The sequence below is a fragment of the Pseudomonas sp. MF09150 genome, from assembly GCF_059862355.1.
In genome coordinates, this window is record NZ_JCBCUS010000005.1 from 14,586 (window position 1) to 40,121 (window position 25,536).

A 25,536-nucleotide genomic window follows, 5' to 3' on the forward strand; every position below is an offset into this window, starting at 1 on the left:
CCAGCGCAAAAAAGAGTTCAGAAGTGTGCGGTATTTATCCGAACAACAATAGGCGCTCCCTAAATTTCGGCTGTTCGACCCGTCTCACCGGTGTCGGCTTTAGCCCTTGAGAACAATATTCATGAAGAAGCTGTGTTTGCTGGGCCTGTTGATCAGCCTGGCCAGTCACCCCGTATTGGCCGCGACCTCGGTGGCCACCGTGCAAAACCAGCCGGCCCAGGGCGCGGCCTTGCAAGACAAGGACGCCTTTGTCGCCAACCTGCTGCAGCAAATGACCCTCGACGAAAAGATCGGCCAGTTGCGCCTGATCAGCATCGGCCCGGAAATGCCCCGCGAGCTGATCCGCAAGGAAATCGCCGCCGGCCGCATCGGCGGCACGTTCAACTCCATCACCCGCCCGGAAAACCGGCCGATGCAGGACGCAGCCATGCGCAGCCGGCTGAAGATCCCGATGTTCTTCGCCTATGACGTGATCCACGGCCACCGGACCATCTTCCCCATCAGCCTGGCCCTGGCCTCGAGCTGGGACATGGAGGCCATTGGCCTGTCCGGGCGCATTGCCGCCCAGGAAGCCAGCGCCGACAGCCTGGACATCACCTTCGCACCGATGGTCGATATCTCCCGCGACCCGCGCTGGGGCCGGACTTCCGAAGGCTTCGGCGAAGACACCTACCTGGTCTCGCGCATTGCCAAGGTGATGGTCAAGGCCTACCAGGGCGTGAGCCCGAACGCCGCCGACAGCATCATGGCCAGCGTCAAGCACTTCGCCCTGTACGGCGCGGTGGAAGGTGGGCGCGACTACAACATCGTCGACATGAGCCCGGTCAAGATGTACCAGGACTACCTGCCGCCGTACCGTGCCGCGATCGACGCGGGGGCCGGTGGGGTGATGGTCGCGCTGAACTCGATCAACGGCGTGCCGGCCACTTCCAACATGTGGCTGATGCAGGACCTGTTGCGCAAGGAATGGGGCTTCAAGGGCCTGGCGGTCAGCGACCACGGCGCGATCATCGAACTGATCCGCCACGGCGTGGCCAAGGACGGACGTGAAGCCGCGAAGCTGGCGATCAAGGCCGGCATCGACATGAGCATGAATGACTCGCTGTATGGCAAGGAACTGCCGGGGCTGCTCAAGTCCGGGGAAATCGCCCAGAGCGATATCGACAACGCGGTGCGCGAGGTACTCGGTGCCAAGTACGACATGGGCCTGTTCAAGGACCCGTACCTGCGCATCGGCAAGGCCGAGGATGACCCGGCCGACACCAATGCCGAAAGCCGCCTGCACCGCAGCGAAGCCCGTGATGTGGCTCGCCGCAGCCTGGTGCTGCTGAAGAACCGCAACGAAACCCTGCCCCTGGCCAAGACCGCAAAAATCGCCCTGGTCGGCCCGCTGGCCAAGGCGCCGATCGACATGATGGGCAGCTGGGCCGCCGCTGGCGTGCCGGCACAATCGGTGACCCTGTTCGACGGCATGAGCCGCGCCCTGGGCGACAAGGCGACCCTGACCTACGCTCGCGGCTCGAACATCACCGCCGACAAGAAGGTGGTCGACTACCTCAACTTCCTCAACTTCGACGCACCGGAAGTGGTGGACGATCCACGCTCGGCGCAACAGATGATCGACGAAGCGGTGAAAGCCGCCCAGGCCTCGGACGTGGTCGTAGCCGCCGTGGGCGAGTCGCGGGGCATGTCCCACGAATCGTCGAGCCGCACCGACCTGCACATTCCGGCCAGCCAGCGTGAGCTGATCAAGGCCCTCAAGGCCACCGGCAAACCCCTGGTGCTGGTGCTGATGAACGGCCGTCCGCTGTCGTTGCTGGATGAAAACGAACAGGCCGACGCGATCCTGGAAACCTGGTTCAGCGGCACCGAAGGCGGCAATGCGATTGCCGACGTGCTATTCGGCGACTACAACCCGTCGGGCAAGCTGCCGATCACCTTCCCGCGCTCGGTCGGACAGATCCCGACCTACTACAACCACCTGACCATCGGCCGGCCGTTTACCCCAGGCAAGCCGGGCAACTACACCTCGCAGTATTTCGATGACACCACCGGGCCGCTGTTCCCGTTCGGCTATGGCCTGAGCTACACCAGCTTCAGCCTGTCGGACATGGCCTTGTCCTCCACCACCCTGAACAAGAGCGGCAAGCTCGACGCCAGCGTGACGGTGAAAAACAACGGCAAGCGCGACGGTGAGACCGTGGTGCAGCTGTATATCCAGGACGTGGCGGGATCGATGATCCGGCCGATCAAGGAACTGAAGAACTTCCAGAAAATCATGCTCAAGGCCGGTGAAGAGAAAGCCATTCACTTCACCATCACCGAGGACGACCTGAAGTTCTACAACGCCCAACTCAAGTACGCGGCCGAACCGGGTGACTTCAACGTGCAGATCGGCCTGGACTCACAGGACGTCAAACAACAGAGCTTCGAACTGCTCTGACTCTGTAGCCGCTGCCGCCAGGCTCGGGCCGCGTTCGGACGCTGGCCCGAAAGGGCGCCGCGATAATCCGGAGTGGGCACCGTGTTATTCGCAGGCAACGTGCTCAACTCCGACGATTGAGCATATTGACCACCAGCCGGTCGACCCAGCCCCAGATGCGTTGCTTGATACGGCGCCATAGCGGTCGCTGCTTCCAGGCTTCGAGGCTGACTTCCTGGCTCTGGGCAAAGTCGGCCTCGAAACTCGCGGTCACCGCCCCGGTCAGTGGCGGGTCCAGAGCCTCGAGGTTGGCTTCCAGGTTGAAGCGCAGGTTCCAGTGGTCGAAGTTGCAGGAACCAATGCTCACCCAGTCATCCACCAGCACCATCTTCAGGTGCAGGAAACACGGCTGATACTCGAAAATCTTCACCCCCGCCTTGAGCAACCTCGGGTAGTAGCGATGCCCGGCGTAGCGCACCGAAGGGTGATCAGTCCGTGGCCCGGTGAGCAGCAGCCGCACATCGACCCCCCGCGCCGCCGCCCGCCGCAACGAACGGCGCACCGACCAGGTCGGCAGGAAATACGGAGTCGCCAGCCAGATCCGCCGCTGGCCGCTGTTCAGGGCACGAATCAACGAATGCAAAATATCCCGATGCTGACGGGCATCGGCGTAGGCCACCCGGCCCATGCCCTCGCCCTGCGCCGGGACTTTCGGCAAGCGCTGCAAACCGAAGTTCGCGGCGGGTTTCCAGGCCGTGCGGTGGGGGTTGGCGAGCCACTGTCGATCGAACAGGATCTGCCAGTCGAGCACCAACGGGCCGACGATCTCGACCATGACTTCATGCCACTCGCTGTGGTCGGCCTCCGGGTCCCAGAACTCATCGGTGACCCCGGTGCCGCCCACCACTGCCAGGGACTGGTCGACCAGCAGCAGCTTGCGGTGATCGCGATACAGGTTGCGACCACCCCGGCGCCAGCTCAGGCGATTGTAGAAACGCAACTCAACCCCGGCCCCGGTCAGGCGCTGACGCAAGCGCAGGGTAAAGGCCAGGCTGCCGTAGTCATCGAACAGGCAGCGCACCCGTACCCCACGTTCGGCGGCGTGCACCAGGGCCTGGACCATGGCTTCGGCGCAGGCCCCCGCTTCCACCAGGTACAGCTCCAGCTCGACCTGCTCGGTGGCACGATCGATGGCCGCCAGCATCCGCGGAAAGAAACGCGGGCCGTCGATCAGCAACTCGAAACGGTTGCCTTCACGCCAGGGAAACACCGCGCCGACCATGTCAGCGCGCCGTGAAGATCAGTACCGCACCCACCGGTACCGACAAACTGATGGCCGACAAGCCCGCGGCCTTGCGCAAGGTTTCGACGCCCGGCGCCAGCTTGAAGTCTTCGGCATCGAGCACCAGCGGCTCCAGGGTCACCACCTGAAACCGCCGATCATCCAGGCGCGTCGCCAGCAACTCGGCGTTGTAGGTGTGCTGCTGGCCATGCAAGTCGACGGTCACCGGCAGCAGCAGCTCGATCTGCGCCCCGGGCGCCAGGTCCTTGATCGGTTGCAGATTGAGCTGGGCGCTGATCGCCGCTTCGGGGTAGGCCTTGATCTCGAACAGCTCTTTGCGCACGCGCTCGTCGCGCAGCGGGATGGCGCTGTTGACCGACTCCAGCTCGACCTGCAACTGGGCCTTGCCCTGTTCATCGACCTTGCCGTGCAGCACGAGAAAGCGCTGCACCTCGGCAATACTGGAGTTCTTGGTGCTGACGAACGACAGGCGGGAAGACTCGTTATCCAGGTACCAGTCGGCATGGGCCGGCACGGCCGCGCACGCCATTAGCAGCAAGGCCAGGGCTTTGGGGAAGGACGGGTTGAACATAAACACTCATGGGCAGATAAACCTGAGCCGAACCTTAGCCTGCTTGAATGGCCTTGCAAACAGCAGAATGCTTCCCGTGCCCTGGCAGCGAGCATTGATGCGCAAACGCAGACCCAAGCGGCTTCTTTTCGAACAGACCGGCAGCCCTCCAGGGCACACACTTACCGGCGCTCAGGCCAATACCCGTTGCACATCGTCAACGGTGGCCGCGAGGCTGGCCATGTGCAAGCTCAACACCCGCTCCACCGGTGCCTGATCCATCGGCCAATGCAGGGCCATACTGCCCACCAGCCGACCTTCGGCCCAAATCGGAAGCGCCACCGCGCGAATCAGGAATGGCAGGCGCACCGGGTACTCCCAATAACCTTCGGTACGCTGGCCAAACCCCTGGTGCTGCGACTGCTCGCAGGCCTGGTACTGATCTTCCAGGGGCACTTGCTCGCGGGCAGCAAGGCGTTCGACTTGCTGCGGCTCCAGTGCGGCCAGGCAGGCCTTGCCCATGGCCGAATGAAACAGGCTCGAATAATGCCCGACGATCTGACAGTTGTTCGGGTAGCGCTTGCGCAACACCGTCGGAATCGAGCTTTCCATGACCTCCAGCCGCTCGCCGTCAAAACACGACAGGTCAGTCACCAGGCCGGTGCGCTCGCTCAGCTCCTGCAACCAGGGCGCGGCCTGCTCCACCATGTGCCGCTTGAAACGCAGCTGGCTGTCACCAAACAGGCGCTTGGCGCTCAGTCGGTAACGCCGGTCGCTGAGCCCACGATAGATCCAGCCTTGCTCCTGCAAGGTCAACAACATGCGCGAAGCGGTGGCCTTGGGCAACCCGGTCAGGTAGTGCAGCTCTTCAAGCCCCAGGGCCTGATGCAGCCCCAGCAGTTCGAGGATCGCCAAGGCGCGCTCGACCGAACGTACGCTACCGCTTTCTACCTTGCTGGCCATGTTCGGACCTCCCTGGAACCTGATAGGTAAGCCATTGATGCAGCAAGATGCGGGCCCACCGAGCGGCGTGGGCCGTGCGCTGCGGTTACAGCAGATTGCCAGGCCGGCGACGCTGGACCCAGCGGGTCAGTTGTTCATGGGCGAACGCCAGTTGCAGCACCGCACGATCAGCCTGGGCCGGGCCAATGATCTGCATGCCCATGGGCAACCCGGTCGAATTGAAGCCCACCGGCACGCTGATGCTCGGCAAGCCGGCCAGGGTCGGGCCGATCACCACCTCCATCCAACGGTGGTAAGTGTCCATGGACTGCCCCCCGACGACGCTCGGCCATGGCTGGCATGCATCGAAAGGGAACACTTGGGCCGAGGGCAGCAATAGAAAATCGTAACGCTCGAACAAATGGCTCAAGGCCCGGTACCAGTCACTGCGGGTCTGCGAGGCCTGGTAAACCTCAGCCCCGCTCAAGGCCATGGCACCTTCGATCTCCCATTGCGCCTCAGGCTTGAGCCGCTCGCGCTTCGCCGGGTCGGCATACAACGCCCCGATCGAACCCTGGACCAACCAATGGCGATGCACCAGCCAGCACTGCCAAAGCTGCGCCATGGAAAAAGCCGGCTGGCAGGCCTCGACCTCGCACCCCAGCTCGGCAAAATCCGCCAAGGCCGTTTCACACAGACCCAGGACGCCATCGTCCATGGCCAGATACCCCTGGTAGTCACCCAGCCAACCCAGGCGCACGCCGTCGAAATCACGAGTCAACGGCTGACTGAACACACTGGCGTCTTCCTTGAGCGACAGCGGTACCCGTGGGTCGAACCCGGCCTGGGTACCGAGCAAGCGGGCGAGATCAGACACACTGCGCGCCATCGGTCCCTCGGTGGACAGTTGCTGCACGAACAGCTCCGGCGCCGGGCCGTGGGGGACCCGACCGTGGGACGGGCGCAGGCCGAAGACATTATTGAAGGCCGCCGGGTTGCGCAGCGAACCCATCATGTCGCTGCCATCGGCCACCGGCAGCATGCGCATGGCCAGGGCCACCGCCGCCCCGCCGCTGCTGCCGCCGGCACTGAGTGTCGGGTCGTAGGCGTTGCCGGTGGTGCCGAACAGCGGGTTGTAGGTGTGCGAACCCAAACCGAATTCCGGCACGTTGCTCTTGCCCACCAACAGCGCCCCGCTCGCCCGTACCCGTTCGACACTGATGGCGTCATGGGCAGGAATCTGCTCGGCGAACAGCGGCGAACCCAGGCTGGTGCGCAGCCCAGCGGTCGCCGCCAGGTCCTTGATCGCCTGGGGCATGCCGTGCATCCAGCCCAGGGATTGGCCCCGAGCCAACTGCCGATCGCGCTGATCGGCTTCAGCCAGCAGCACCTGCGGCTCACGCAAGGACACCAGGGCATTGACCTGCGGGTTGAAGCGTTCGATCTGTGCCAGATAGGCCAGCATCACCTCGCGACAGGAAACCTGCCGGGCATGAATCGCCTGCGACAGCGCCAGGGCGTCCAGCTCGACGATCGGGTTGTGCCAGGGTCCAGGGTGCTCTGTGGTCTTGATCAAGGTTCGACTCCATAGGTCATTACGCCGGGTTTCTTTACCCTGGGGGTTTCCTGCAGGCAATAGGTGCCCAACAAGGTCAGCAGGCAGGCGAACAGCACATAGAAAGCCGGCGCCACCGGCGTGCCCAGGACCTTGCTGAGCCAGGTCACGATCAACGGCGCAAACCCGCCAAAGACCATGACCGCCACGTTATAGGCCACCGATACGCCCGTGGACCGCACCTCCACCGGAAACTGCTCGGCTAGGGCGGTCGGCGCCGGTCCGAAAAACCCGCCAATCGCGGTGCACAGCAGCACCTGCATCACCAGCAAGCGCTCGATCGACGGCGCCGCGGCCACCCACACATACAACGGATACACCATGACAAAAAACGCCAGGCTGAAGGCCAGCAATACCGGGCGCCGACCAAGGCGGTCCGACAGGGCACCGGACAGCGGAATCACCACGGTCATCAGCGCCACCGCCAGCATCTGCACCAGCAGCACCTGGTCCAGCGGCAAGCCGAGGTTCTTGTGGGCAAAGGTCGGCATGTTGACCAGCACCACATAGAAGGACACGGTCGAGCCACAGCACAAGCCCATGGATACCAGGATGCTGCGCCGATGATCACGCACTACCTGCATCAGGGTCGGCCCTTTGCCGCGCACTTGCCTGCGCGCCTCGATAAAGGCTTGCGGCTCGTCCATGTGCTTGCGGATCCACAAACCCACCGGGCCGATCAGCAGGCCGATCAGGAACGGCAGGCGCCAGCCCCAGAGGTCGAGTACCTCGGGCGAGAACAAACGGGTCACCAGCGCCACCATCGCCGCGCCACCGAACACCGCGAGGCATTGCCCCACCAGTTGCCATGAACCGTACAGGCCCTTGCGATGCGCCGGCGCACTCTCCACCAGAAACGCCGTGGCGCTGGCATATTCGCCGCCGGTGGCAAACCCCTGGAGCATGCGCGCGACCACGATCAACAGCGGCGCCCCCATGCCGATGGCGGCGTAGTTGGGCGCAAAGGCGATCAGGGCAATGGACACGGTCATCAACAGGATGATCAGTTGCATCGCCGCCTTGCGCCCCTTGCGATCCGAATAGATGCCCAGGAGGATGCCGCCCACCGGGCGCATGAAGAAGCCGACACCGAAGGTCGCCAGGGCCATCAGCAGCGAGGCGTACTCATCTTCGGCGGGGAAAAACTGGCGGGCGATGATGCTGGCCAGAAAGCCGTAAACGATAAAGTCGTACCATTCCAGGGCGTTGCCGATCACGGCGGCAACCACCTGCCGGGTACGGGAAACGCTGACTGTCGAAGTGCTCATCGGGACGTTCCTTCAATGCTCGTGGGTCATGCAACCCAATCGGGAAGTGCCGGGCACTGGCAGGCACCCGGTTCAGCGGCAGAAGAAAGGAAAAGCTCAGGCCGGCTTGAGCCAGCTCTCGGCCAACGCACCCCAGTAGGCAGCGCCCGTGAGCAGGATGTCGTCGTTGAAGTCATAGCCAGGGTTGTGGACCATCGGCCGCGCCAGGCCGTTGCCGATAAACAGGTAGCTGCCGGGGCAGCGTTGCAGCATCCAGGCGAAGTCTTCGCTGCCCATCAGTTTCGGCGTATTGCCATCGACCGCCTGCTCCCCCAGCAACGCCACACCGACCTGGCGGGCGAACTCGGTTTCCGCCGGGCTGTTGACCAGCACCGGATACGCCGGCCGGTGGTCGATGCTGGCGGTGCAGCCATAACTCTGTGCCTGGCTGCGGATGATGGCCCTGACCCGTTCGAGCATCAGCTCGCGCACCGGAGCATTCAGCGCGCGCAGGCTCAGGCGCAGCAGCGCCTGTTGCGGGATGACGTTGGCGGCTTCACCGGCCTGCAATGCCCCTACGGTCACCACGGCCGCCTCCTGGGCATCGATATTGCGTGCCACCACCGTCTGCAACGCCATGACCATGCTCGCCGCCGCCACCAACGGGTCCACCGCCAGGTGCGGCATGGAGCCGTGGCCGCCAACGCCTTCAATGGTCACGGTAAGCAGGTCCTGGGACGCCATCATCGGCCCCGTGCGAAAACCCAGGTGCCCGGACGGCAGCCCTGGCATGTTGTGCAGGCCGAACAGCGCATCACAGGGGAAACGCTCCAGCAAACCATCGGCCAGCATGGCCTCGGCCCCGCCCTGGCCTTCTTCGGCCGGCTGGAAAATCAGGGTCAGGGTGCCGTCGAAACGGCGGGTAGCTGCCAGGTAACGTGCAGCACCGAGCAACATCGCCGTGTGCCCGTCATGGCCACAGGCATGCATGCAACCCTGGTGCTGGCTGCTGTAGCCGAGCCCGGTGTTTTCGATGATCGGCAAGGCGTCCATGTCGGCCCGCAGGCCCAGCCGACCGGGGCCATTGCCATTGCGCAGCACGCCGACCACGCCGGTATGGCCAACGCCGGTGTGAACCTCGAACCCCCACTCTTCCAGGAAGCGCGCCACCAGCGCGGCGGTGCGCTGCTCTTCAAAGCCCAGTTCAGGGTGGGCGTGAATATCCTGGCGAATGGCGTGCAACTCACTGGCGACGTCATTGAGCCAGGCCAGGATGTGCGGGTGTCGGGTCATGCTGGGTCTCCTTGGGTCGGGTGTGTTCCCGTTCTTTTTCGGAGCGCTTCACGGCGTAGCAAGGCGTGATCACGGCTCTGCGTCAGATAACCGCGAGCCGGATCAGAGGACAATCAAATGTGGTTCCACTGGGTGGAACAGGCTTGGGTGGGGTGGTTCAGGGAGCCAGCCGGCATCCCTCGCGCTCGCCGATCCAGGCCGCGCTGTGGCTGCGTCCCAGGCCACTGGCCGTGACCCGGCGGTGCTCCGGCTCATCGACAAATTGGCTCAGGGGCAAGTATTGCCGCACGTAACCCAGGCAATAATCGGCCGGGTTCTGCATCACATAACGACAGGAGCAGTACTCCTTGGCGCTGTAGGCGCCGAGGATGTCCGGGAATGCCCGCAGCGCCAGCCGTTCATGCCAGACCCAGGCCAGCAGCGCCGCCAGCAGCAACAGCAGCAGGCTGGAAACAGGTCGGCGCCGAACCCATGAACGGCTCATGGGCGCCCCTGCCGTCCGAATGCCAGCAGGGCCCGCTTCAGCAGTTCGTTGTGCCGGTAGCTGCCATCGCGATCGTCGGCGTAGCGCACGATGACCAGGTTTTCACTGGGCACTATGTACAGCGCCTGGCCCCAGTGCCCCAGGGCGGCAAAGGTGTCGCTCGGCGCATCGGGCCAGGGTGGCGCGGCGCCTTGCACGGCGCGGTTGAGCCACCAGTGGGCGCCCGGCACCGCCTCGTCCTGGTGGGCCTGGTAGCCGCTGAAGGGCGTGCGACAGAATTCGACCCAGGCCTTGGGCAGCAACTGGCGCTCGCCCCAACGCCCGTCGCGCTGCATCAACAGGCCGATGCGCGCCAGGTCGCGGGCGCGCAGGTAGGCATAGGAGGAGCCGACGAACGTCCCGGCAGCATCGGTTTCCCACACCGCCTGCCTGATTCCCAGGGGGTCGAACAACGCGGTCCAGGGGTAATCGGCATAGGCGGGCGCGCCGAGCATGTTCTGCAAGGCCGCAGACAGCAGGTTGCTGTCGCCGCTGGAATAACGGAAAGCCTGCCCTGGCGCGCTGAAGGCGGCATGGCCTGCGGCGAAGGCCGCCATATCCTGATGGCCGCGGGTGTAGAGCATGGCCACCACCGAGGAGTTGAGTGGAGCGTATTCATAGTCCTCCTGCCAATCCAGGCCCGAGGCCCAATGCAGCAGGTCGGCCATGCTGATCTGCGGGTGTTGTTGCAGGGCGGGATAGAAGCTCGCGGCCTTGTCCTCCAGCTGAAAGCGCCCTTGGCCATAAGCCACGCCCAGCATCACCGCGAGCAGGCTCTTGCTGATGGACCAGGTCAGGTGCGGGGTGTTGGCGGTGGTCGGCCCGGCGTAACGTTCGTAGATGAGCTGGCCATCGCGGATCACCAGCAGGGCGTCGGTGCGAATACCGGCACGGGTCGTGTCATCCCGCGGCACGAAGGCATAGGCCTCCAGCGCATCGAGTGCCGTGCCACTGGCTGCCGGACCCTGGCTCCATTGCTCGCCGGGCCAGTGTTCGGCGCGCACCGGCACAGTGACCAGCAAGAGCAAGGTGAGCAACAGGGTCGAGCCTTTGAACATTGCAGAAAACCCGGGGCCGGAAACCTGCACAGCCTAGCCCCGGCAGATGACAGTTTCAGCAGCGCCTCAAGCCGACAGCGGCGCCAAGCCGGCCAAGGCCTTGGCCAGGCGTTTGGCCCGGGCGCCGCCGGCGATCTCAAGCACGGATTGGTCGCGGGACCACCACTGTGCCCACTCCTGGGGGCCTTCGGCAAAGGCCTGCTGGATCTGCGCCTTGAGCCCATCGAACTGAGCGAACAACCCGCCCAGCAGAATATGTGTGCTGCTGGCCGAGGGATTTTGCCGGCTGGCTTCGGCACACCCGGCGAGCAGGGCCAGGAGTTGCAATTGCAGAGCCTGCGGCCATTGGCTGTCCTGGCCGACGCCATACAGCCAGGCGCCCAGGGCGCTGAGGACATAAATGTCCTCCAGGCTGCGAAAGGGTTTGACGTAGGCATCCCAGCCATCGCCGGCCAGCCGTTCGCAGAGCGCGTGTTCGAGGTGCAGGCGACCGTGGCTGATGTCGGGCATCAGCGGCAGGGGTGGGAGCTTTTCCACGCTGACCCCAGGCTCGCCGGCGTAGACCACCGCCAGGCTCAGGCGCGGATCTTCGCCGGGTGCTTCGCTACGCGCGGCAATCAGCAGCCAGTCGGCGGCATCGCCTGCGGTGACGAAATCCTTGCGCCCGCTCAGGCGCAGATCCGCCAGCCGGGTCTGCATGTCCGCCGCGCGCAGGCTGCGCTGCTCGGTGGCGCACAAGGCGCCCAGGCTCGGCGGCGCACTGGGCCAGAGCACACGCAACGCGGCTTGGTAACCCACCAGAAACGCCAGCCCCGGGCTGCTCATCAAGCGCCCGCCGCGCAGCGCCAGGTCGAACGGGGTGACCGGGCCCAGGTGCTCCAGCAGCGCGGCGTAACCCTCCGCCAGGTCCGGGTTGGCCGGCAGTCGTTCGCGGCAGTTGAGCAGGTCTGGCCAAGGCATGGGGGGGCTCCTTCTGGGCTGTCATATAAGCATCACCAAAGCTTAATGGCGATGACACCGGGGCTACATAGCCTGACTTTGCACAACAAAGTCGATCGGCTGCAACCCAAGGCGGGTCAGCGGCCCGCACGGAGATTCACAATGACTCAGATCGCCCGCATCAGCGACACCGGCAGTGAACGCCGCCTGCAAGCCGAACGTCTGGTCGGCGCCCACGCCCTGCAAGAAGCCCAGGCGCTGCGCTTCACCGTCTTCAGCGGCGAGTTCAACGCCAAGCTCAAGGGCGCGGAATTGGGTCTGGACATGGATGACTATGACGTCCACTGCAGCCATATCGGTGTGCGTGACCTGAACACCGGGCGCCTGGTCGCCACCACTCGCCTGCTCGACCACCAGGCCGCCAGCAGCCTGGGGCGCTTTTACAGCGAAGAGGAATTCAGCCTGCACGGGCTGGTGCATCTAAAGGGCCCGATCCTGGAAATCGGTCGCACCTGTGTCGACCCGGCCTACCGCAACGGCGGCACCATTGCCGTGCTCTGGGGCGAGTTGGCCGAAGTGCTCAACCAGGGCGGCTACAGCTACCTGATGGGCTGCGCCAGCATCCCGATGCAGGACGGCGGCGTGCAGGCCCACGCCATCATGCAACGCCTGCGCGAGCGCTACCTGTGCACCGAACACCTGCGTGCCGAACCGAAAAAACCGCTGCCGAGCCTCGATATCCCGTCCAACGTGATCGCTGAAATGCCGCCGCTGCTCAAGGCCTACATGCGCCTGGGCGCGAAGATCTGCGGCGAGCCGTGCTGGGATGAAGACTTCCAGGTCGCCGACGTGTTTATCCTGCTCAAGCGCGACGAGTTGTGCCCCCGCTACGCCCGGCACTTCAAGGCGGCCGTGTAATGAGCCGGCTACGGGTCTACGGGCGGATTGCCCGGGTGCTGCTGGTGGTCGCGCTGGGCTTGAGCATGGCCACCGTGTTTGGCCTGTTCGAACGCCTGGGCGTGGCCAATTCCATGGTGCGGCGCCAGCGCTGGTCGCGCTTCTTCATGGCCCGCCTGAGCAACGCCCTGCCCTTTGAAATCACGGTACATGGCGAGGTGCCGCGGCAGCCGATGCTGTGGGTCAGCAACCACGTGTCCTGGACTGATATCCCGTTGCTTGGCGCGCTGAACCCGTTGTCATTCCTGTCCAAGGCCGAAGTGCGGACCTGGCCGGTGGCGGGCTGGCTCGCGGCCAAGGCCGGCAGCCTGTTTATCCGCCGTGGCGCGGGCGACAGCCAGTTGATCCGCAAGCAGATGACCCGGCACCTGCAGCAGCAACATCCGCTGTTGATGTTCCCTGAAGGCACCACCACCGATGGCCGTGGCCTGCGCACCTTTCACGGGCGTTTGCTGGCCAGTGCCATCGACGCCGACGTGGCGCTGCAGCCGGTGGCCATTCGTTACCTGCGTGACGGGCAAATTGACTCTCTGGCACCGTTTATCGGCGATGACGATCTGCTCTCGCACCTGATGCGCCTGTTTGCCAACGACCAGGGCCAGGTCGAAATCCACCTGCTCAAACCCATTGCCTGTCGCGGCCAGGAACGCGCGGCGCTGGCCTTCCAGGCGCAGCAGGCGGTGCAGAAGGCGCTGTTTGGCGAGGTGCCCAAGGGCGTTGAGGTTGGGCGCGGCGAGGAATGGGTGGCGGCCTGAGGAATTGGTTTTTAGCGCGCCAACCCAGTGCATCGCCAGCAAGCGCCTTCGTCACAGGACGCTTCCTGGGAAGCCGGCAGGTCAGCCGGTTTCCCTGAGGCGTTCTTGGGCAAACAGCTGCAACTGCGGGTAGAACTGCCGAAAATCCTCGCTCAATGGCTGATACAGCCGCTCCAGTTCGCCCATCGCCTGCGCCAGCTCCTCCGGGCGTGACAAGCGACGCGAAATCCCTCGCAGCACTTGCTCCAGCACCTCGAACTCCCGATAGGAACCCAGCCAGTCATGGGCCGCCATATGCGGCGCGATCTGCGCCAGGCGTCCCGGCAGTTGCGGTTCACTGGCCAACACCCGGTACACGTCCGAGGTGAACAGCGCCAGCGGCTGCGTGGCGTACAGAGCCCAGTCGCGCGCCAGGCAGTGATCGAAAAAGACGTCGATGACAATGCCGGCATAGCGCCTGCGGGTCAGGGAAAAACGCGACAGCGCAGCGCCCACCAGTGGGTGGCTGTCGGTGTAAGTATCGATGCTGCGATGCAACGCAATCGCGGCTTCGATCTCCGGGTTGAACTGGCCTTGCAGCCGACCTTTGACGAAGTCGCCGTACAGACTGCCGAGCAATTGACCGGGGCGCTGGCCGCCGAGGTGCAGATGTGCGAGATAATTCATGGGCGCAGCTTAGCACCGCGCGACACGCATCGTTATAACCCGATATACCGATAAAGAATGATTTAAGACCAAAATCATATTGGTATATCGCGAAATACCGATTTAAAGTTCGCTTCATCGCGATATAACGTTTTACCCAAACCGAGCACTGCCATGCCTATCGATCTCGACGAAATAATAAAAGCCCTGGCGCACCCAGTACGGCGAGAAATTCTTCACTGGCTCAAAGACCCGACTGTCGAATTCCCTGATCAGAGCCACAGCAATGAACACGGCGTATGCGCCGGGCAGATCGATCAACGCTGCGGCCTGTCGCAGTCGACCGTCTCTGCCCACCTCGCCACCTTGCAACGAGCTGGACTGATCAGCAGCCGCAAAGTCGGCCAATGGCATTTCTTCAAACGCAATGAGGAAAACATTCAGCTGTTCCTCAAACAAATGAGCCAAGAGCTCTGATCTGACAAGGACCCACAATGCCCCTCTCGCTACTTATCCTGGCCCTGAGCGCCTTCGCCATCGGCACCACCGAGTTCGTCATCATGGGTTTGCTGCCCGATGTGGCGAACGACCTCGGTGTGTCGATCCCGGGCGCCGGCTGGCTGGTGACCGGTTACGCCTTGGGCGTGGCCATCGGTGCGCCCTTCATGGCACTGGCCACCGCCAAGCTGCCGCGCAAGGCTGCCCTGGTAGCCCTGATGGGCATTTTCATTGTCGGCAACCTGCTGTGTGCGCTGGCCAGTGACTACAACGTGCTGATGTTCGCCCGAGTGGTCACCGCCCTCTGCCACGGCGCCTTCTTTGGTATCGGTTCGGTGGTTGCCGCCGGCCTGGTGCCCGCCAACAAGCGCGCATCGGCCGTGGCCCTGATGTTCACCGGCCTGACCCTGGCCAACGTCCTCGGTGTTCCACTGGGCACGGCACTGGGCCAGGAAGCCGGCTGGCGCTCGACGTTCTGGGCCGTGACCGTGATCGGTGTCGTTGCCCTGATCGGCCTGATCCGCTTTCTGCCGGCCAAGCGCGACGAGGAAAAACTCGACATGCGCTCGGAACTGGCCGCCCTCAAGGGCGCCGGGATCTGGTTGTCACTGAGCATGACCGCGCTGTTCGCCGCGTCCATGTTCACCCTCTTCACCTATGTCGCGCCGCTGCTGGGCGACGTCACCGGGGTGTCGCCCAAGGGCGTGACCTGGACCCTGCTGCTGATAGGCCTGGGCCTGACCGTGGGCAACATCATTGGCGGCAAGCTGGCGGATAAACGCCTGGCGGCCACCCTGATCGGCGTGTTTATCAGCATGGCCGTGGTCTCCACCGTCCTGAGCTGGACCAGCGTCGCGCTGATCCCGACCGAGATCACCCTGTTCCTCTGGGCCACCGCCTCGTTCGCCGCCGTACCGGCACTGCAAATCAACGTGGTGACCTTCGGCAAGGCCGCGCCAAACCTGGTGTCGACCCTCAATATCGGCGCCTTCAACATCGGCAACGCCCTCGGCGCCTGGGTCGGCGGCAGCGTGATCGCCCATGGTTTCGGCCTGACCAGCGTTCCTCTGGCCGCAGCAGCCCTGGCGGTACTGGCGCTGCTGGTGACCCTGATTACTTTTCGCCAGGGCGGCAATGCCGATCTGGCCCCAGCGACCAACTGATACGTTTATTTAAGAAGGGTGTATTTCATGACAACTATTTTTGACCCGATCAAACTCGGCGACCTCGAACTGGCCAACCGCATCATCATGGCGCCCTTGACCCGCTGCCGCGCCGATGAAGGCCGAGTGCCCAACGCGCTGATGGCCGAGTACTACGTACAACGTGCTTCCGCGGGCCTGATCCTCAGCGAAGCCACATCCGTGACACCCATGGGCGTCGGCTACCCGGACACCCCGGGCATCTGGTCCAACGACCAGGTTCGCGGCTGGAGCAACGTGACCAAGGCGGTCCACGGCGCGGGCGGCAAAATCTTCCTGCAACTGTGGCATGTCGGGCGCATTTCCCACCCGTCCTACCTGAACGGCGAGGCGCCAGTGGCACCGAGCGCCATTCAGGCTAAAGGTCACGTCAGCCTGGTGCGTCCGCTGGCCGACTACCCGACTCCGCGCGCCCTGGAAATCGCTGAAATCGCCGACATCGTCGACGCCTACCGCGTGGGTGCGGAAAACGCCAAGGCCGCCGGTTTCGACGGTGTGGAAGTCCACGGCGCCAACGGCTACCTGCTCGACCAATTCCTGCAAAGCAGCACCAACCAGCGTACCGACCATTACGGCGGTTCCCTGGAAAACCGTGCGCGCCTGCTGCTGGAAGTGACTGATGCGGTCATCGAAGTCTGGGGCCCGGGCCGGGTTGGCGTGCACCTCGCACCCCGTGCCGACTCTCACGACATGGGTGATGACAACCTCAGCGAAACCTTCACCTACGTCGCCCGTGAGCTGGGCAAGCGCGGCATTGCCTTTATCTGCTCGCGGGAAAAAGAAGGCGCCGACAGCCTCGGCCCACAATTGAAAGCCGCATTCGGTGGCCCGTACATCGCCAACGAACGTTTCACCAAAGACAGCGCCAACGCTTGGCTGGCTGCCGGCAAGGCCGATGCCGTGGCCTTCGGTGTGCCATTTATCGCCAACCCGGACCTTCCCGCCCGCCTGAAAGCCGATGCACCGTTGAACGAGCCGCATCCGGAAACCTTCTACGGTAAAGGCCCGGTCGGCTACATCGACTACCCGACCTTGTAAGCACAGCGCTAAAAACAAAGCCCCGACTCGTGAGGCCGGGGCTTTTTCATTACCTGTTCAACAGGATCCTGGGTTGCCTATCGAGGCTGGCAGCATGCAGATCAGGGCTATCCATTTGATCGGCTGCTCGGTGCCCTTGAACAATGAGGGTTCACACTCGTTCACACACCCGACACAAAATCCCTACAAAATACGTAGCCCGCTATCTATAAAGAAAGGGCCGGTGCGTATATAAAAGCACCCCATCGAAATAAGGCGAGCACCAGAATGATCTATGCTCGCCTTAACTGTTGACACAAGCGGTGGCAATTACGCATTTTGTCTTAAGTGCGCAAGCTGGGGCTCAGACGCAGCATATCCAGCCCGATGTCGGTCCAGCGCTCAGCCTGCTTATCAAGCTCGAAGCTGTCCGGGGCCAGAAGCCACTGATAAAGGATGCCGTCGATATAGGCGTGCATGCTGATGGCAGCGCGGGCAGTGTCGAGATTCGACGGCAGCTGTCCACGGTTCACTGCATTGCGCAACGTCAATTCGATACGCACGTTGCAGTCAATACTGGCAGCCCGGCGCTGATGGCGCAGGTCGCACATTTCATCGGTGAACTCGCACTTATGAAACAGAATTTCGTTGATTCGCCGAGTCTTTGGATCCAGAGCGACCTGATGGAACAGATGAATCAGCAGCTTGCGCATGCAGCCCAGCGGGTCGAGCTCTTCCTCGCTTTCACTGGCCCTGGCCAGTTCTTCCAGCGGCTCGCGCAAGGTATCCAGCATGGCCTGCACCAGATCCGCCTTATTGCTGAAATGCCAGTAGATCGCGCCACGAGTCACCCCTGCCAAGGTGGCAATGTCCGCCAATGTCGTACGGGCGACTCCGCGTTCATAGAAAGCCTTTTCTGCTGCCTCAAGTATTTGCTTGCGCGTTTCTTGAGCTTCCTCTTTGGTACGACGGGCCATGGCAGCAAAACCTCAATCAGGATGGCTCGGGGCGCACGAGGCCTTAATCCGAGCTTAATTACGGACGGCGATTGTTATGTGTTTATCGTCCGCCAACTCATGTTTTGTATTAAACCGGGTACGCGACCCGCTGTTTACAAACAACCATGAATGTAAGTATATTCCATAGCAAGCTACTTATCCACTCAGCGCACTTTTTTGACCCTTCCACCTTTCGAGTGCGCGTCTTGCGCGCCTGACCCGAGGATTTTCATGCAATTCAAGCCAGCTGTTACCGCTCTGGTCACTGCCGTCGCCCTGGCATCGCTGCTCAGCGGATGTAAAAAGGAAGAGGCGGCCCCTCCCCAACAGGCCCCTCAGGTCGGCGTAGTCACCCTGAAAACCCAACCCTTCACCCTGACTTCGGAACTCCCGGGGCGGACCACCGCCTACCGCATCGCCGAAGTGCGACCGCAGGTCAACGGCATCATCCTCAAGCGTCTGTTCAAAGAAGGCGGGGATGTCAAAGAAGGCCAGCAGCTGTACCAGATCGACCCGTCGGTCTATGAGGCGACGCTGAAAAGCGCTCAGGCCAACCTGCAATCGACCAAGTCGATCTCCGACCGCTACAAGCAACTGGTCGACGAACAGGCCGTAAGCCGCCAGGAATACGACACTGCCGTAGCCAACCGCCTGCAATCGGAAGCCACGCTGCAAAGCGCGCAGATCAACCTGCGCTACACCAAGGTGCTTGCGCCACTGACCGGCCGTGTCGGTCGCTCCTCGGTCACCGAAGGCGCGCTGGTCAGCAATGGCCAGGCCGACGCCATGGCCGTGATCCAGCAGCTCGATCCGATCTACGTCGACGTCACCCAGTCCTCCGTGGAGCTGCTGGAACTGCGCCGCGAGCTGGAAAGCGGTCGCCTGCAAAAGGCCGGCGACAACTCGGCCAAGGTCAAGCTGACCCTGGAAGACGGCAGCCAGTACCAACAGGACGGCAAACTTGAGTTTTCCGAAGTCTCGGTCGACGAAACCACCGGCTCCGTGACCCTGCGCGCCGTGTTCCCCAACCCTAATCACACCCTGTTGCCAGGCATGTTCGTGCACGCGCAATTGCAGGCCGGGATCAACGCTGCGGCCATTCTTGCCCCGCAACAAGGCGTGACCCGTGACCTCAAAGGCACGCCAACCGCCCTGGTGGTCGGCCCGGACAACAAGGTCGAACTGCGTCAGCTCAAGGCCAGTCGCACCGTCGGCAGCCAATGGCTGGTGGAAGACGGCTTGAAAGCCGGCGATCGACTGATTACCGAAGGCCTGCAGTTCGTCAAGCCAGGCATTGAAGTCAAGGCGACCGAAGCGACCAATGTTCCGGCGACCAACCCGGCCCCTGCACAGGCAACAGACAAAGCTGCAGGCGGCAAAGGGGAGTAAACCATGTCGAAATTTTTCATCGACCGTCCGATTTTCGCCTGGGTAATTGCCCTGGTGATCATGCTGGTCGGGGCTCTATCGATCCTCAAGTTGCCGATAAACCAGTATCCAAGCATCGCGCCACCGGCGATCGCTATCTCCGTGACCTACCCAGGCGCTTCTGCACAAACCGTGCAGGACACCGTGGTTCAGGTCATCGAGCAGCAGCTCAACGGTATCGATAACCTGCGTTATGTGTCCTCGGAAAGTAACTCCGACGGCAGCATGACCATCACCGCGACCTTCGAACAAGGCACCAACTCCGATACCGCTCAGGTCCAGGTCCAGAACAAACTGAACCTGGCCACCCCGTTGCTGCCACAAGAAGTGCAGCAACAGGGCATCCGGGTAACCAAGGCAGTGAAGAACTTCCTGCTGGTTATCGGTGTGGTTTCCGAAGACGGCAGCATGTCCAAGGACGACCTGTCCAACTACATCGTGTCCAACATGCAGGACCCGGTGTCGCGGACCGCAGGTGTCGGCGACTTCCAGGTGTTCGGTGCACAGTACGCCATGCGTATCTGGCTCGACCCGGCCAAGCTCAACAACTACAGCCTGACCCCCGTGGACGTGAAAACCGCCGTTGCGGCGCAGAACGTCCAGGTGTCGTCCGGCCAGATCGGTGGTTTGCCGGCGCTGCCTGGCCAGCAACTGAACGCCACGATCATCGGCAAGACCCGCCTGCAGACTGCCGAGCAGTTCAAGGCGATCCTGTTGAAGGTCAACAAGGACGGCTCACAGGTTCGCCTGGGTGATGTCGCCGACGTTGCGCTGGGTGGTGAAAACTACGCAGTCAGCGCCCAGTTCAATGGCAAGCCGGCTTCCGGCCTGGCGGTCAAACTGGCCAACGGCGCCAACGCCCTGGATACCGCCAAGGCGCTGCGCAAGACCATCAGCGACCTGGAACCCTTCTTCCCGTCCGGGATGAAAGTGGTATTCCCGTACGACACCACCCCGGTGGTGACGGAGTCCATCAGCGGTGTGGTTCACACCCTGGTCGAAGCCATCGTGTTGGTGTTCCTGGTGATGTTCCTGTTCCTGCAGAACTTCCGCGCCACCGTCATCACCACCATGACCGTTCCGGTGGTGTTGCTCGGGACCTTCGGGATCCTTGCGGCAGCCGGCTTCAGCATCAACACCCTGACCATGTTCGGCATGGTGCTGGCCATCGGTTTGCTGGTGGACGATGCCATCGTCGTGGTGGAAAACGTCGAGCGGGTGATGCAGGAGGAAGGGCTATCGCCCAAGGAGGCCACGAAAAAGTCCATGGGCCAGATCCAGGGCGCACTGGTGGGTATCGCCCTCGTGCTGTCCGCGGTACTGCTGCCAATGGCGTTCTTCAGTGGTTCCACCGGGGTGATCTACAAGCAGTTCTCGATCACCGTGGTTTCGGCCATGGCCCTGTCGGTACTGGTTGCCCTGATCTTCACCCCGGCCCTGTGCGCCACCATGCTCAAGGCTCACCCACAAGGCGAGCACGCCACCGAGAAACGCGGTTTCTTCGGCTGGTTCAACCGCACCTTCGACCGCAGCGTCAAAAGCTACGAGCGCGGCGTGGGCAATATGCTGCGTCACAAGGTGCCGTACCTGTTGGCATACGTGCTGATCGTGCTCGGCATGATCTGGCTGTTCACCCGTATTCCATCGGCGTTCCTGCCGGAAGAAGACCAGGGCGTACTCTTCGCCCAGGTGCAGACGCCAGCCGGCTCCAGTGCCGAGCGGACCCAGGTGGTGGTCGATGAAATGCGCGCCTATCTGCTGGACAAGGAGAAGGACACCGTAGCCTCGGTATTCACCGTGAACGGGTTCAACTTCGCCGGTCGCGGCCAGAGTTCGGGTATGGCGTTCATCATGCTCAAGCCGTGGGGCGAGCGCTCTTCGGAAAACAGCGTGTTCAACCTCGCGGCCCGTGCCCAGCAGCACTTCTTCAGCTTCCGCGACGCGATGGTGTTTGCATTCGCTCCGCCAGCCGTACTGGAGTTGGGTAACGCCACCGGTTTCGACGTGTTCCTGCAGGACCGCGCCGGTATCGGGCACGAGAAACTGATGGCAGCACGCAACCAGTTCCTCGGCATGGCCGCGCAGAGCAAGATCCTGAGCCAGGTGCGTCCGAACGGCTTGAGCGATGAGCCGCAGTACCAGTTGACCATCGACGATGAACGCGCCAGTGCCTTGGGCGTGACCATCTCTGATATCAACAACACCCTGTCGATCGGCCTGGGCAGTAGCTATGTCAACGACTTCATCGACCGTGGTCGAGTGAAGAAGGTGTACATCCAGGGTCAGCCCGGCGCTCGCATGAGCCCGGAAGACCTGAAGAAATGGTACGTGCGCAACAGTGCCGGGACCATGGTGCCGTTCTCCTCGTTCGCCAAGGGTGAGTGGGTCTACGGTTCGCCGAAGCTGGCGCGCTACAACGGTGTCGAGGCGATGGAAGTCCTGGGGGCTCCGGCGCCTGGATACAGTACCGGTGAAGCCATGGCCGAAGTCGAAGCCATTGCCGCGAAGCTGCCGGCGGGCGTGGGTATTTCCTGGACCGGCCTGTCCTATGAGGAACGCCTGTCGGGTTCCCAGGCACCGGCGCTGTATGCCCTGTCGCTGCTGATGGTGTTCCTGTGCCTGGCGGCGCTGTATGAAAGCTGGTCGATTCCGATCGCGGTCATGCTCGTGGTACCCCTGGGGATCATCGGTGCACTGATGGCCACCAGCCTGCGGGGTCTGTCCAACGACGTGTACTTCCAGGTGGGGCTGTTGGTGACCATCGGTCTGGCGGCGAAAAACGCCATTCTGATCGTCGAGTTCGCCAAGGAACTGCATGAGCAGGGTCGCAGCCTGACGGACGCGGCGATCGAAGCCTGCCGCATGCGTCTGCGACCGATCATCATGACCTCGCTGGCCTTCGTGCTGGGTGTGGTCCCCCTGGCCATCTCCACCGGCGCGGGCTCGGGCAGCCAGCACGCCATCGGTACCGGGGTGATTGGCGGTATGCTCACCGCGACGATTCTGGCGATATTCTGGGTGCCTTTGTTCTTCGTCACAGTGTCTGGCATGGGTCGCAAGAAAAACGCGGACTCGGCAGAAACATCTGAAACTCCTAAAGAGGCTGGCCAATGAGCAAGTCGCTACTCTCCCTGGCAATCACCGCCGCCGTGCTAAGTGGCTGCTCGCTGATACCCGATTATCAGCAGCCGCAAGCACCGGTGGCCGCGCAATACCCGCAAGGCCCCGCCTATTCGCCAACGGAGGCCGCCAACCAGGCGGCCGCCGAACAGGGCTGGCGGCAGTTCTTCCATGACCCGGCGCTGCAACAGCTGATCCAGACCGCGCTGGTCAACAACCGCGACCTTCGGGTGGCGGCGCTGAACATCGACGCCTATGCCGCGCAGTACCAGATCCAGCGCGCGGACCTGTTCCCCGCGGTATCGGCCAATGGCAGCGGCAGCCGCCAGCGGACCCCGGCGCGCATGTCGCAAACCGGCGAGTCGGGCATCACCAGCCAGTACTCGGCCACCCTGGGTATCAGCGCCTATGAGCTGGACCTGTTCGGCCGCGTTCGCAGTTTGAGCGAGCAGGCCCTGCAGACCTATTTCTCCAGCGAAGAAGCCCGGCGCAGCACCCAGATCAGCCTGGTGGCCAGCGTGGCCAACGCCTACCTGACCTGGCAGGCCGACAAGGAACTGCTGAAGCTGACCCAGGACACCCTGGGCGCTTTCGAGGAGAGCTACCGGCTCACCTCGCGCAGCAACGAAGTCGGGGTTGCCTCGGCGCTGGACCTGAGCCAGTCGCGGACCTCGGTCGAGAACGCCCGGGTGCAACTGGCGCGCTACACGCGCCAAGTGGCCCAGGACGAAAACAGCCTGACCCTGCTGCTGGGCACCGGCCTTCCAGCCAACCTGCCTGGCGCACAGCCCCTGGCGGCCGACCTGTTGAGCGAAATGCCAGCGGGCCTGCCTTCGGAGCTGTTGCAACGGCGTCCGGACATCCTTGAAGCCGAACACAAGCTCAAGGCGGCCAATGCCAATATCGGCGCCGCCCGCGCGGCGTTCTTCCCGAGCATCAGCCTGACCGCCAATGCCGGCACCTTGAGCCCGGACCTGTCCGGCCTGTTCAAAGGTGGTTCGGGGACCTGGCTGTTCCAGCCGCAGATCAATCTGCCGATCTTCAACGCCGGTAGCCTGCGCGCCAGCCTGGACTACTCGAAGATCCAGAAAGACATCACGGTTGCGCAGTACGAGAAATCCATCCAGACCGCCTTCCAGGAAGTCTCCGATGGCCTGGCGGCACGTCAGACCTACAACCAGCAGTTGCAGGCCCAGCGTGATTTCGTCACCGCCAACCAGGACTACTACCGTCTGGCCGAGCGCCGCTACCGCATCGGGGTCGACAGCAACCTGACCTTCCTCGACGCCCAGCGTTCGTTGTTCAGCGCGCAACAGGCGCTGATCAGTGACCGCCTTTCGCAGCTGACCAGCGAGGTCAATCTGTACAAGGCCCTGGGTGGCGGCTGGAACGAGCAGACCGCGAAGAACGAACCGGTGGCCGAACAGGCACCGAAGCTGCGCCTGTTCTAAGCACCTCCCGGCTGTGAAAAAACCCACCTCACGGTGGGTTTTTTTTGGCCTGTGCTCAGCCTGTCACTTGTGTTCGTTTATCGCCCAAAACCCGCTCATGCCCGATTGAATCGCCCTATCTGGCACCGCACCATTCCCCGCAGCGATAAAAACCAATAACAACAGGCTCTGCACCATGACCCCTCGCCCTGCCCTCTCCGGCTGATTTGCAGCCGTTTCACCACGCCCACTTTCCACCTGGCTCTGCGACTGACGTAGCGGCAGTGCCGTGCTGCGCCCTAACAATTAGAGAGACCGACAACATGAAGCCAACGACCCCCACTTCTCCTTTCCTCCTGCCTGGCCTGCTCGGCGTGGCGCTGGCCGCTGCCGCCCTGCCGGCGATGGCCGAAGAGTCCGGTTTTCTCGAAGATGCCAAGGTCAACCTGAACCTGCGCAACTTCTACATCAACCGCAACTTCACCAACCCGACCAGGGCCCAGGGCAAGGCCGAAGAGTGGACCCAGAGTTTCATCCTCGATGCCAAGTCCGGGTTCACCCAAGGCACCGTGGGTTTCGGCATGGACGTGCTGGGCCTGTACTCGCTGAAGCTCGACGGCGGCAAAGGCACCGGCGGCACCCAGTTGCTGCCTCTGGACCGTGACGGGCGCCCGGCCGACAACTTCGGGCGCCTGGGGGTGGCGTTCAAGGCGCGCTTGTCGCAGACCGAGGTCAAGGTGGGGGAATGGATGCCGGTGCTGCCGATCCTGCGTTCCGATGACGGCCGCTCGCTGCCACAGACCTTCCGTGGCGGGCAGATCACGTCCAAGGAAATCGACGGCCTGACCCTCTACGGCGGCCAGTTCCGCGCCAACAGCCCACGAGACGACAGCAGCATGAGCGACATGTCGATGACCGGCAAAGCCGCGTTCACCTCCGACCGTTTCAACTTCCAGGGTGGCGAATACAGCTTCAACGACAAGCGCACCCAGATCGGCCTGTGGAACGCCGAACTCAAGGACATCTACAGCCAACAGTTCATCAACCTGGTTCATACCCAACCCGTGGGCGACTGGACCCTGGGCGCCAACCTCGGTTTCTTCTACGGCAAGGAAGACGGCAGTGCCCGCGCCGGCGACCTGGATAACAAGACCTGGTCCGGCCTGTTCTCGGCCAAGTACGGCGGCAGCACCTTTTATGTCGGCCTGCAAAAACTCACCGGGGACAACGCCTGGATGCGGGTCAACGGCACCAGCGGCGGCACCCTGGCCAACGACAGCTACAACTCCAGCTACGACAACGCCAAGGAAAAATCCTGGCAACTGCGCCACGACTACAACTTCGCCGCCGTCGGCGTACCGGGCCTGACCCTGATGAACCGCTACATCAGCGGTGACAACGTGCACACCGGCACCATCACCGATGGCAAGGAATGGGGCCGCGAGTCGGAACTGGCCTATACCGTGCAGAGCGGCACCCTGAAGAACCTCAACTTCAAATGGCGCAATTCCAGCATGCGTCGCGACTACAGCAACAACGAGTTCGACGAGAACCGCGTGATCGTCAGCTACCCGATCAGCCTGCTGTAAGTCGT

The 25,536-nt window shown here is 62.9% G+C and carries 21 protein-coding genes; 10 read left to right on the forward strand and 11 right to left on the reverse strand.

Going from position 1 to position 25,536, the window contains the following annotated elements; translation table 11 throughout:
* Nucleotides 1-121 precede the first annotated feature (121 nt).
* A complete protein-coding gene (bglX, locus tag AC19YX_RS18975; RefSeq protein ID WP_078470203.1) occupies nt 122-2,443 on the forward strand; it encodes a beta-glucosidase BglX in 2,322 nt (773 codons plus the stop codon).
* A gap of 103 nt (nt 2,444-2,546) precedes the next feature.
* On the opposite strand, the gene AC19YX_RS18980 is transcribed toward bglX, so the two are convergent.
* The 9 genes from AC19YX_RS18980 to AC19YX_RS19020 form a co-directional block, all read right to left on the reverse strand.
* Nucleotides 2,547-3,704, reverse strand: a complete 1,158-nt coding sequence (locus tag AC19YX_RS18980) for a phospholipase D-like domain-containing protein (protein WP_078470202.1) — start codon at nt 3,702-3,704, stop codon at nt 2,547-2,549.
* Between the two features lies 1 nt (nt 3,705).
* Nucleotides 3,706-4,296, reverse strand: coding sequence for a YceI family protein (locus tag AC19YX_RS18985; RefSeq protein ID WP_078470201.1), 591 nt, complete (start codon nt 4,294-4,296; stop codon nt 3,706-3,708).
* 171 nt (nt 4,297-4,467) lie between these two features.
* Nucleotides 4,468-5,238 (reverse strand): IclR family transcriptional regulator, encoded by a 771-nt coding sequence (locus AC19YX_RS18990; RefSeq protein WP_078470200.1) that lies wholly within the window; start codon nt 5,236-5,238, stop codon nt 4,468-4,470.
* 85 nt (nt 5,239-5,323) lie between these two features.
* The gene (locus AC19YX_RS18995) at nt 5,324-6,790 is read right to left on the reverse strand and encodes an amidase (protein ID WP_500606942.1); all 1,467 of its coding nucleotides are present in this window, start codon (nt 6,788-6,790) and stop codon (nt 5,324-5,326) included.
* Nucleotides 6,790-8,100, reverse strand: coding sequence for a citrate-proton symporter (locus AC19YX_RS19000; RefSeq protein WP_201129780.1), 1,311 nt, complete (start codon nt 8,098-8,100; stop codon nt 6,790-6,792). The genes AC19YX_RS18995 and AC19YX_RS19000 overlap by 1 nt, the downstream gene beginning before the upstream one ends.
* Before the next feature lie 96 nt (nt 8,101-8,196).
* Nucleotides 8,197-9,372 carry a M20 aminoacylase family protein gene (locus AC19YX_RS19005; RefSeq protein ID WP_500606777.1) on the reverse strand — a complete coding sequence of 392 codons (1,176 nt, stop codon included), beginning with the start codon at nt 9,370-9,372 and terminating at the stop codon, nt 8,197-8,199.
* A 157-nt stretch (nt 9,373-9,529) separates the two neighbouring features.
* Nucleotides 9,530-9,856 (reverse strand): amidase, encoded by a 327-nt coding sequence (locus AC19YX_RS19010; protein WP_078470197.1) that lies wholly within the window; start codon nt 9,854-9,856, stop codon nt 9,530-9,532.
* Nucleotides 9,853-10,953, reverse strand: a complete 1,101-nt coding sequence (locus AC19YX_RS19015) for a serine hydrolase domain-containing protein (RefSeq protein WP_500606778.1) — start codon at nt 10,951-10,953, stop codon at nt 9,853-9,855. Before AC19YX_RS19015 ends, AC19YX_RS19010 begins: the two co-directional genes overlap by 4 nt.
* Before the next feature lie 66 nt (nt 10,954-11,019).
* Nucleotides 11,020-11,913 carry an acyl-CoA dehydrogenase middle domain-containing protein gene (locus tag AC19YX_RS19020; protein ID WP_500606779.1) on the reverse strand — a complete coding sequence of 298 codons (894 nt, stop codon included), beginning with the start codon at nt 11,911-11,913 and terminating at the stop codon, nt 11,020-11,022.
* Nucleotides 11,914-12,054: 141 nt separating this feature from the next.
* On the opposite strand from AC19YX_RS19020, the gene olsB reads away from it, so the two are divergent.
* Both olsB and AC19YX_RS19030 read left to right on the forward strand, forming a co-directional pair.
* Nucleotides 12,055-12,810 carry an L-ornithine N(alpha)-acyltransferase gene (gene olsB, locus AC19YX_RS19025; protein WP_078470194.1) on the forward strand — a complete coding sequence of 252 codons (756 nt, stop codon included), beginning with the start codon at nt 12,055-12,057 and terminating at the stop codon, nt 12,808-12,810.
* Nucleotides 12,810-13,604: a lysophospholipid acyltransferase family protein gene (locus AC19YX_RS19030; protein WP_078470193.1), complete on the forward strand. Its 795-nt coding sequence runs from the start codon at nt 12,810-12,812 to the stop codon at nt 13,602-13,604. The genes olsB and AC19YX_RS19030 overlap by 1 nt, the downstream gene beginning before the upstream one ends.
* Before the next feature lie 81 nt (nt 13,605-13,685).
* Here AC19YX_RS19030 and AC19YX_RS19035 read toward each other — a convergent pair whose 3' ends face one another.
* Nucleotides 13,686-14,270, reverse strand: coding sequence for an acyl carrier protein phosphodiesterase (locus tag AC19YX_RS19035; RefSeq protein WP_421547901.1), 585 nt, complete (start codon nt 14,268-14,270; stop codon nt 13,686-13,688).
* Nucleotides 14,271-14,423: 153 nt separating this feature from the next.
* On the opposite strand from AC19YX_RS19035, the gene AC19YX_RS19040 reads away from it, so the two are divergent.
* The 3 genes from AC19YX_RS19040 to AC19YX_RS19050 are packed head-to-tail and all read left to right on the forward strand — an operon-like array spanning nt 14,424 to nt 16,987.
* Nucleotides 14,424-14,726: an ArsR/SmtB family transcription factor gene (locus tag AC19YX_RS19040; protein ID WP_020299051.1), complete on the forward strand. Its 303-nt coding sequence runs from the start codon at nt 14,424-14,426 to the stop codon at nt 14,724-14,726.
* A 17-nt stretch (nt 14,727-14,743) separates the two neighbouring features.
* Nucleotides 14,744-15,910: an MFS transporter gene (locus AC19YX_RS19045; RefSeq protein WP_020299052.1), complete on the forward strand. Its 1,167-nt coding sequence runs from the start codon at nt 14,744-14,746 to the stop codon at nt 15,908-15,910.
* 27 nt (nt 15,911-15,937) lie between these two features.
* Entirely contained in the window at nt 15,938-16,987 is a 1,050-nt protein-coding gene (locus AC19YX_RS19050) for an alkene reductase (protein ID WP_201129771.1), read from the forward strand.
* A 323-nt stretch (nt 16,988-17,310) separates the two neighbouring features.
* Here the strand turns inward: AC19YX_RS19050 and emhR are convergent, their stop codons facing one another.
* Nucleotides 17,311-17,943, reverse strand: a complete 633-nt coding sequence (gene emhR / locus AC19YX_RS19055) for an efflux system transcriptional repressor EmhR (protein ID WP_078470190.1) — start codon at nt 17,941-17,943, stop codon at nt 17,311-17,313.
* Between the two features lie 252 nt (nt 17,944-18,195).
* Between emhR and emhA the strand changes: the two genes are divergently transcribed.
* From emhA to AC19YX_RS19075, 4 genes are all read left to right on the forward strand, one after another.
* Complete coding sequence (emhA, locus tag AC19YX_RS19060; RefSeq protein ID WP_020299056.1) at nt 18,196-19,353, forward strand: efflux RND transporter periplasmic adaptor subunit EmhA; 1,158 nt, start codon at nt 18,196-18,198, stop codon at nt 19,351-19,353.
* Between the two features lie 3 nt (nt 19,354-19,356).
* Nucleotides 19,357-22,506 carry an efflux RND transporter permease subunit gene (locus AC19YX_RS19065; RefSeq protein ID WP_201129770.1) on the forward strand — a complete coding sequence of 1,050 codons (3,150 nt, stop codon included), beginning with the start codon at nt 19,357-19,359 and terminating at the stop codon, nt 22,504-22,506.
* Nucleotides 22,503-23,963, forward strand: coding sequence for an AdeC/AdeK/OprM family multidrug efflux complex outer membrane factor (gene adeC, locus AC19YX_RS19070; RefSeq protein ID WP_078470188.1), 1,461 nt, complete (start codon nt 22,503-22,505; stop codon nt 23,961-23,963). The genes AC19YX_RS19065 and adeC overlap by 4 nt, the downstream gene beginning before the upstream one ends.
* Nucleotides 23,964-24,265: 302 nt before the next feature.
* Nucleotides 24,266-25,531, forward strand: coding sequence for an OprD family porin (locus AC19YX_RS19075; protein ID WP_500606780.1), 1,266 nt, complete (start codon nt 24,266-24,268; stop codon nt 25,529-25,531).
* Nucleotides 25,532-25,536: the final 5 nt, after the last annotated feature.

Excerpts from the sequence above, each read along its gene's own strand:
- bglX (WP_078470203.1), top strand. The coding sequence starts at position 122 with ATGAAGAAGCTGTGTTTGCTGGGCCTGTTGATCAGCCTGGCCAGTCAC.
- AC19YX_RS18980 (WP_078470202.1), bottom strand. The coding sequence starts at position 3,704 with ATGGTCGGCGCGGTGTTTCCCTGGCGTGAAGGCAACCGTTTCGAGTTG.
- AC19YX_RS18985 (WP_078470201.1), bottom strand. The coding sequence starts at position 4,296 with ATGTTCAACCCGTCCTTCCCCAAAGCCCTGGCCTTGCTGCTAATGGCG.
- AC19YX_RS18990 (WP_078470200.1), bottom strand. The coding sequence starts at position 5,238 with ATGGCCAGCAAGGTAGAAAGCGGTAGCGTACGTTCGGTCGAGCGCGCC.
- AC19YX_RS19000 (WP_201129780.1), bottom strand. The coding sequence starts at position 8,100 with ATGAGCACTTCGACAGTCAGCGTTTCCCGTACCCGGCAGGTGGTTGCC.
- AC19YX_RS19005 (WP_500606777.1), bottom strand. The coding sequence starts at position 9,372 with ATGACCCGACACCCGCACATCCTGGCCTGGCTCAATGACGTCGCCAGT.
- AC19YX_RS19010 (WP_078470197.1), bottom strand. The coding sequence starts at position 9,856 with ATGAGCCGTTCATGGGTTCGGCGCCGACCTGTTTCCAGCCTGCTGCTG.
- AC19YX_RS19015 (WP_500606778.1), bottom strand. The coding sequence starts at position 10,953 with ATGTTCAAAGGCTCGACCCTGTTGCTCACCTTGCTCTTGCTGGTCACT.
- AC19YX_RS19020 (WP_500606779.1), bottom strand. The coding sequence starts at position 11,913 with ATGCCTTGGCCAGACCTGCTCAACTGCCGCGAACGACTGCCGGCCAAC.
- olsB (WP_078470194.1), top strand. The coding sequence starts at position 12,055 with ATGACTCAGATCGCCCGCATCAGCGACACCGGCAGTGAACGCCGCCTG.
- AC19YX_RS19030 (WP_078470193.1), top strand. The coding sequence starts at position 12,810 with ATGAGCCGGCTACGGGTCTACGGGCGGATTGCCCGGGTGCTGCTGGTG.
- AC19YX_RS19035 (WP_421547901.1), bottom strand. The coding sequence starts at position 14,270 with ATGAATTATCTCGCACATCTGCACCTCGGCGGCCAGCGCCCCGGTCAA.
- AC19YX_RS19040 (WP_020299051.1), top strand. The coding sequence starts at position 14,424 with ATGCCTATCGATCTCGACGAAATAATAAAAGCCCTGGCGCACCCAGTA.
- AC19YX_RS19045 (WP_020299052.1), top strand. The coding sequence starts at position 14,744 with ATGCCCCTCTCGCTACTTATCCTGGCCCTGAGCGCCTTCGCCATCGGC.
- AC19YX_RS19050 (WP_201129771.1), top strand. The coding sequence starts at position 15,938 with ATGACAACTATTTTTGACCCGATCAAACTCGGCGACCTCGAACTGGCC.
- emhR (WP_078470190.1), bottom strand. The coding sequence starts at position 17,943 with ATGGCCCGTCGTACCAAAGAGGAAGCTCAAGAAACGCGCAAGCAAATA.
- emhA (WP_020299056.1), top strand. The coding sequence starts at position 18,196 with ATGCAATTCAAGCCAGCTGTTACCGCTCTGGTCACTGCCGTCGCCCTG.
- AC19YX_RS19065 (WP_201129770.1), top strand. The coding sequence starts at position 19,357 with ATGTCGAAATTTTTCATCGACCGTCCGATTTTCGCCTGGGTAATTGCC.
- adeC (WP_078470188.1), top strand. The coding sequence starts at position 22,503 with ATGAGCAAGTCGCTACTCTCCCTGGCAATCACCGCCGCCGTGCTAAGT.
- AC19YX_RS19075 (WP_500606780.1), top strand. The coding sequence starts at position 24,266 with ATGAAGCCAACGACCCCCACTTCTCCTTTCCTCCTGCCTGGCCTGCTC.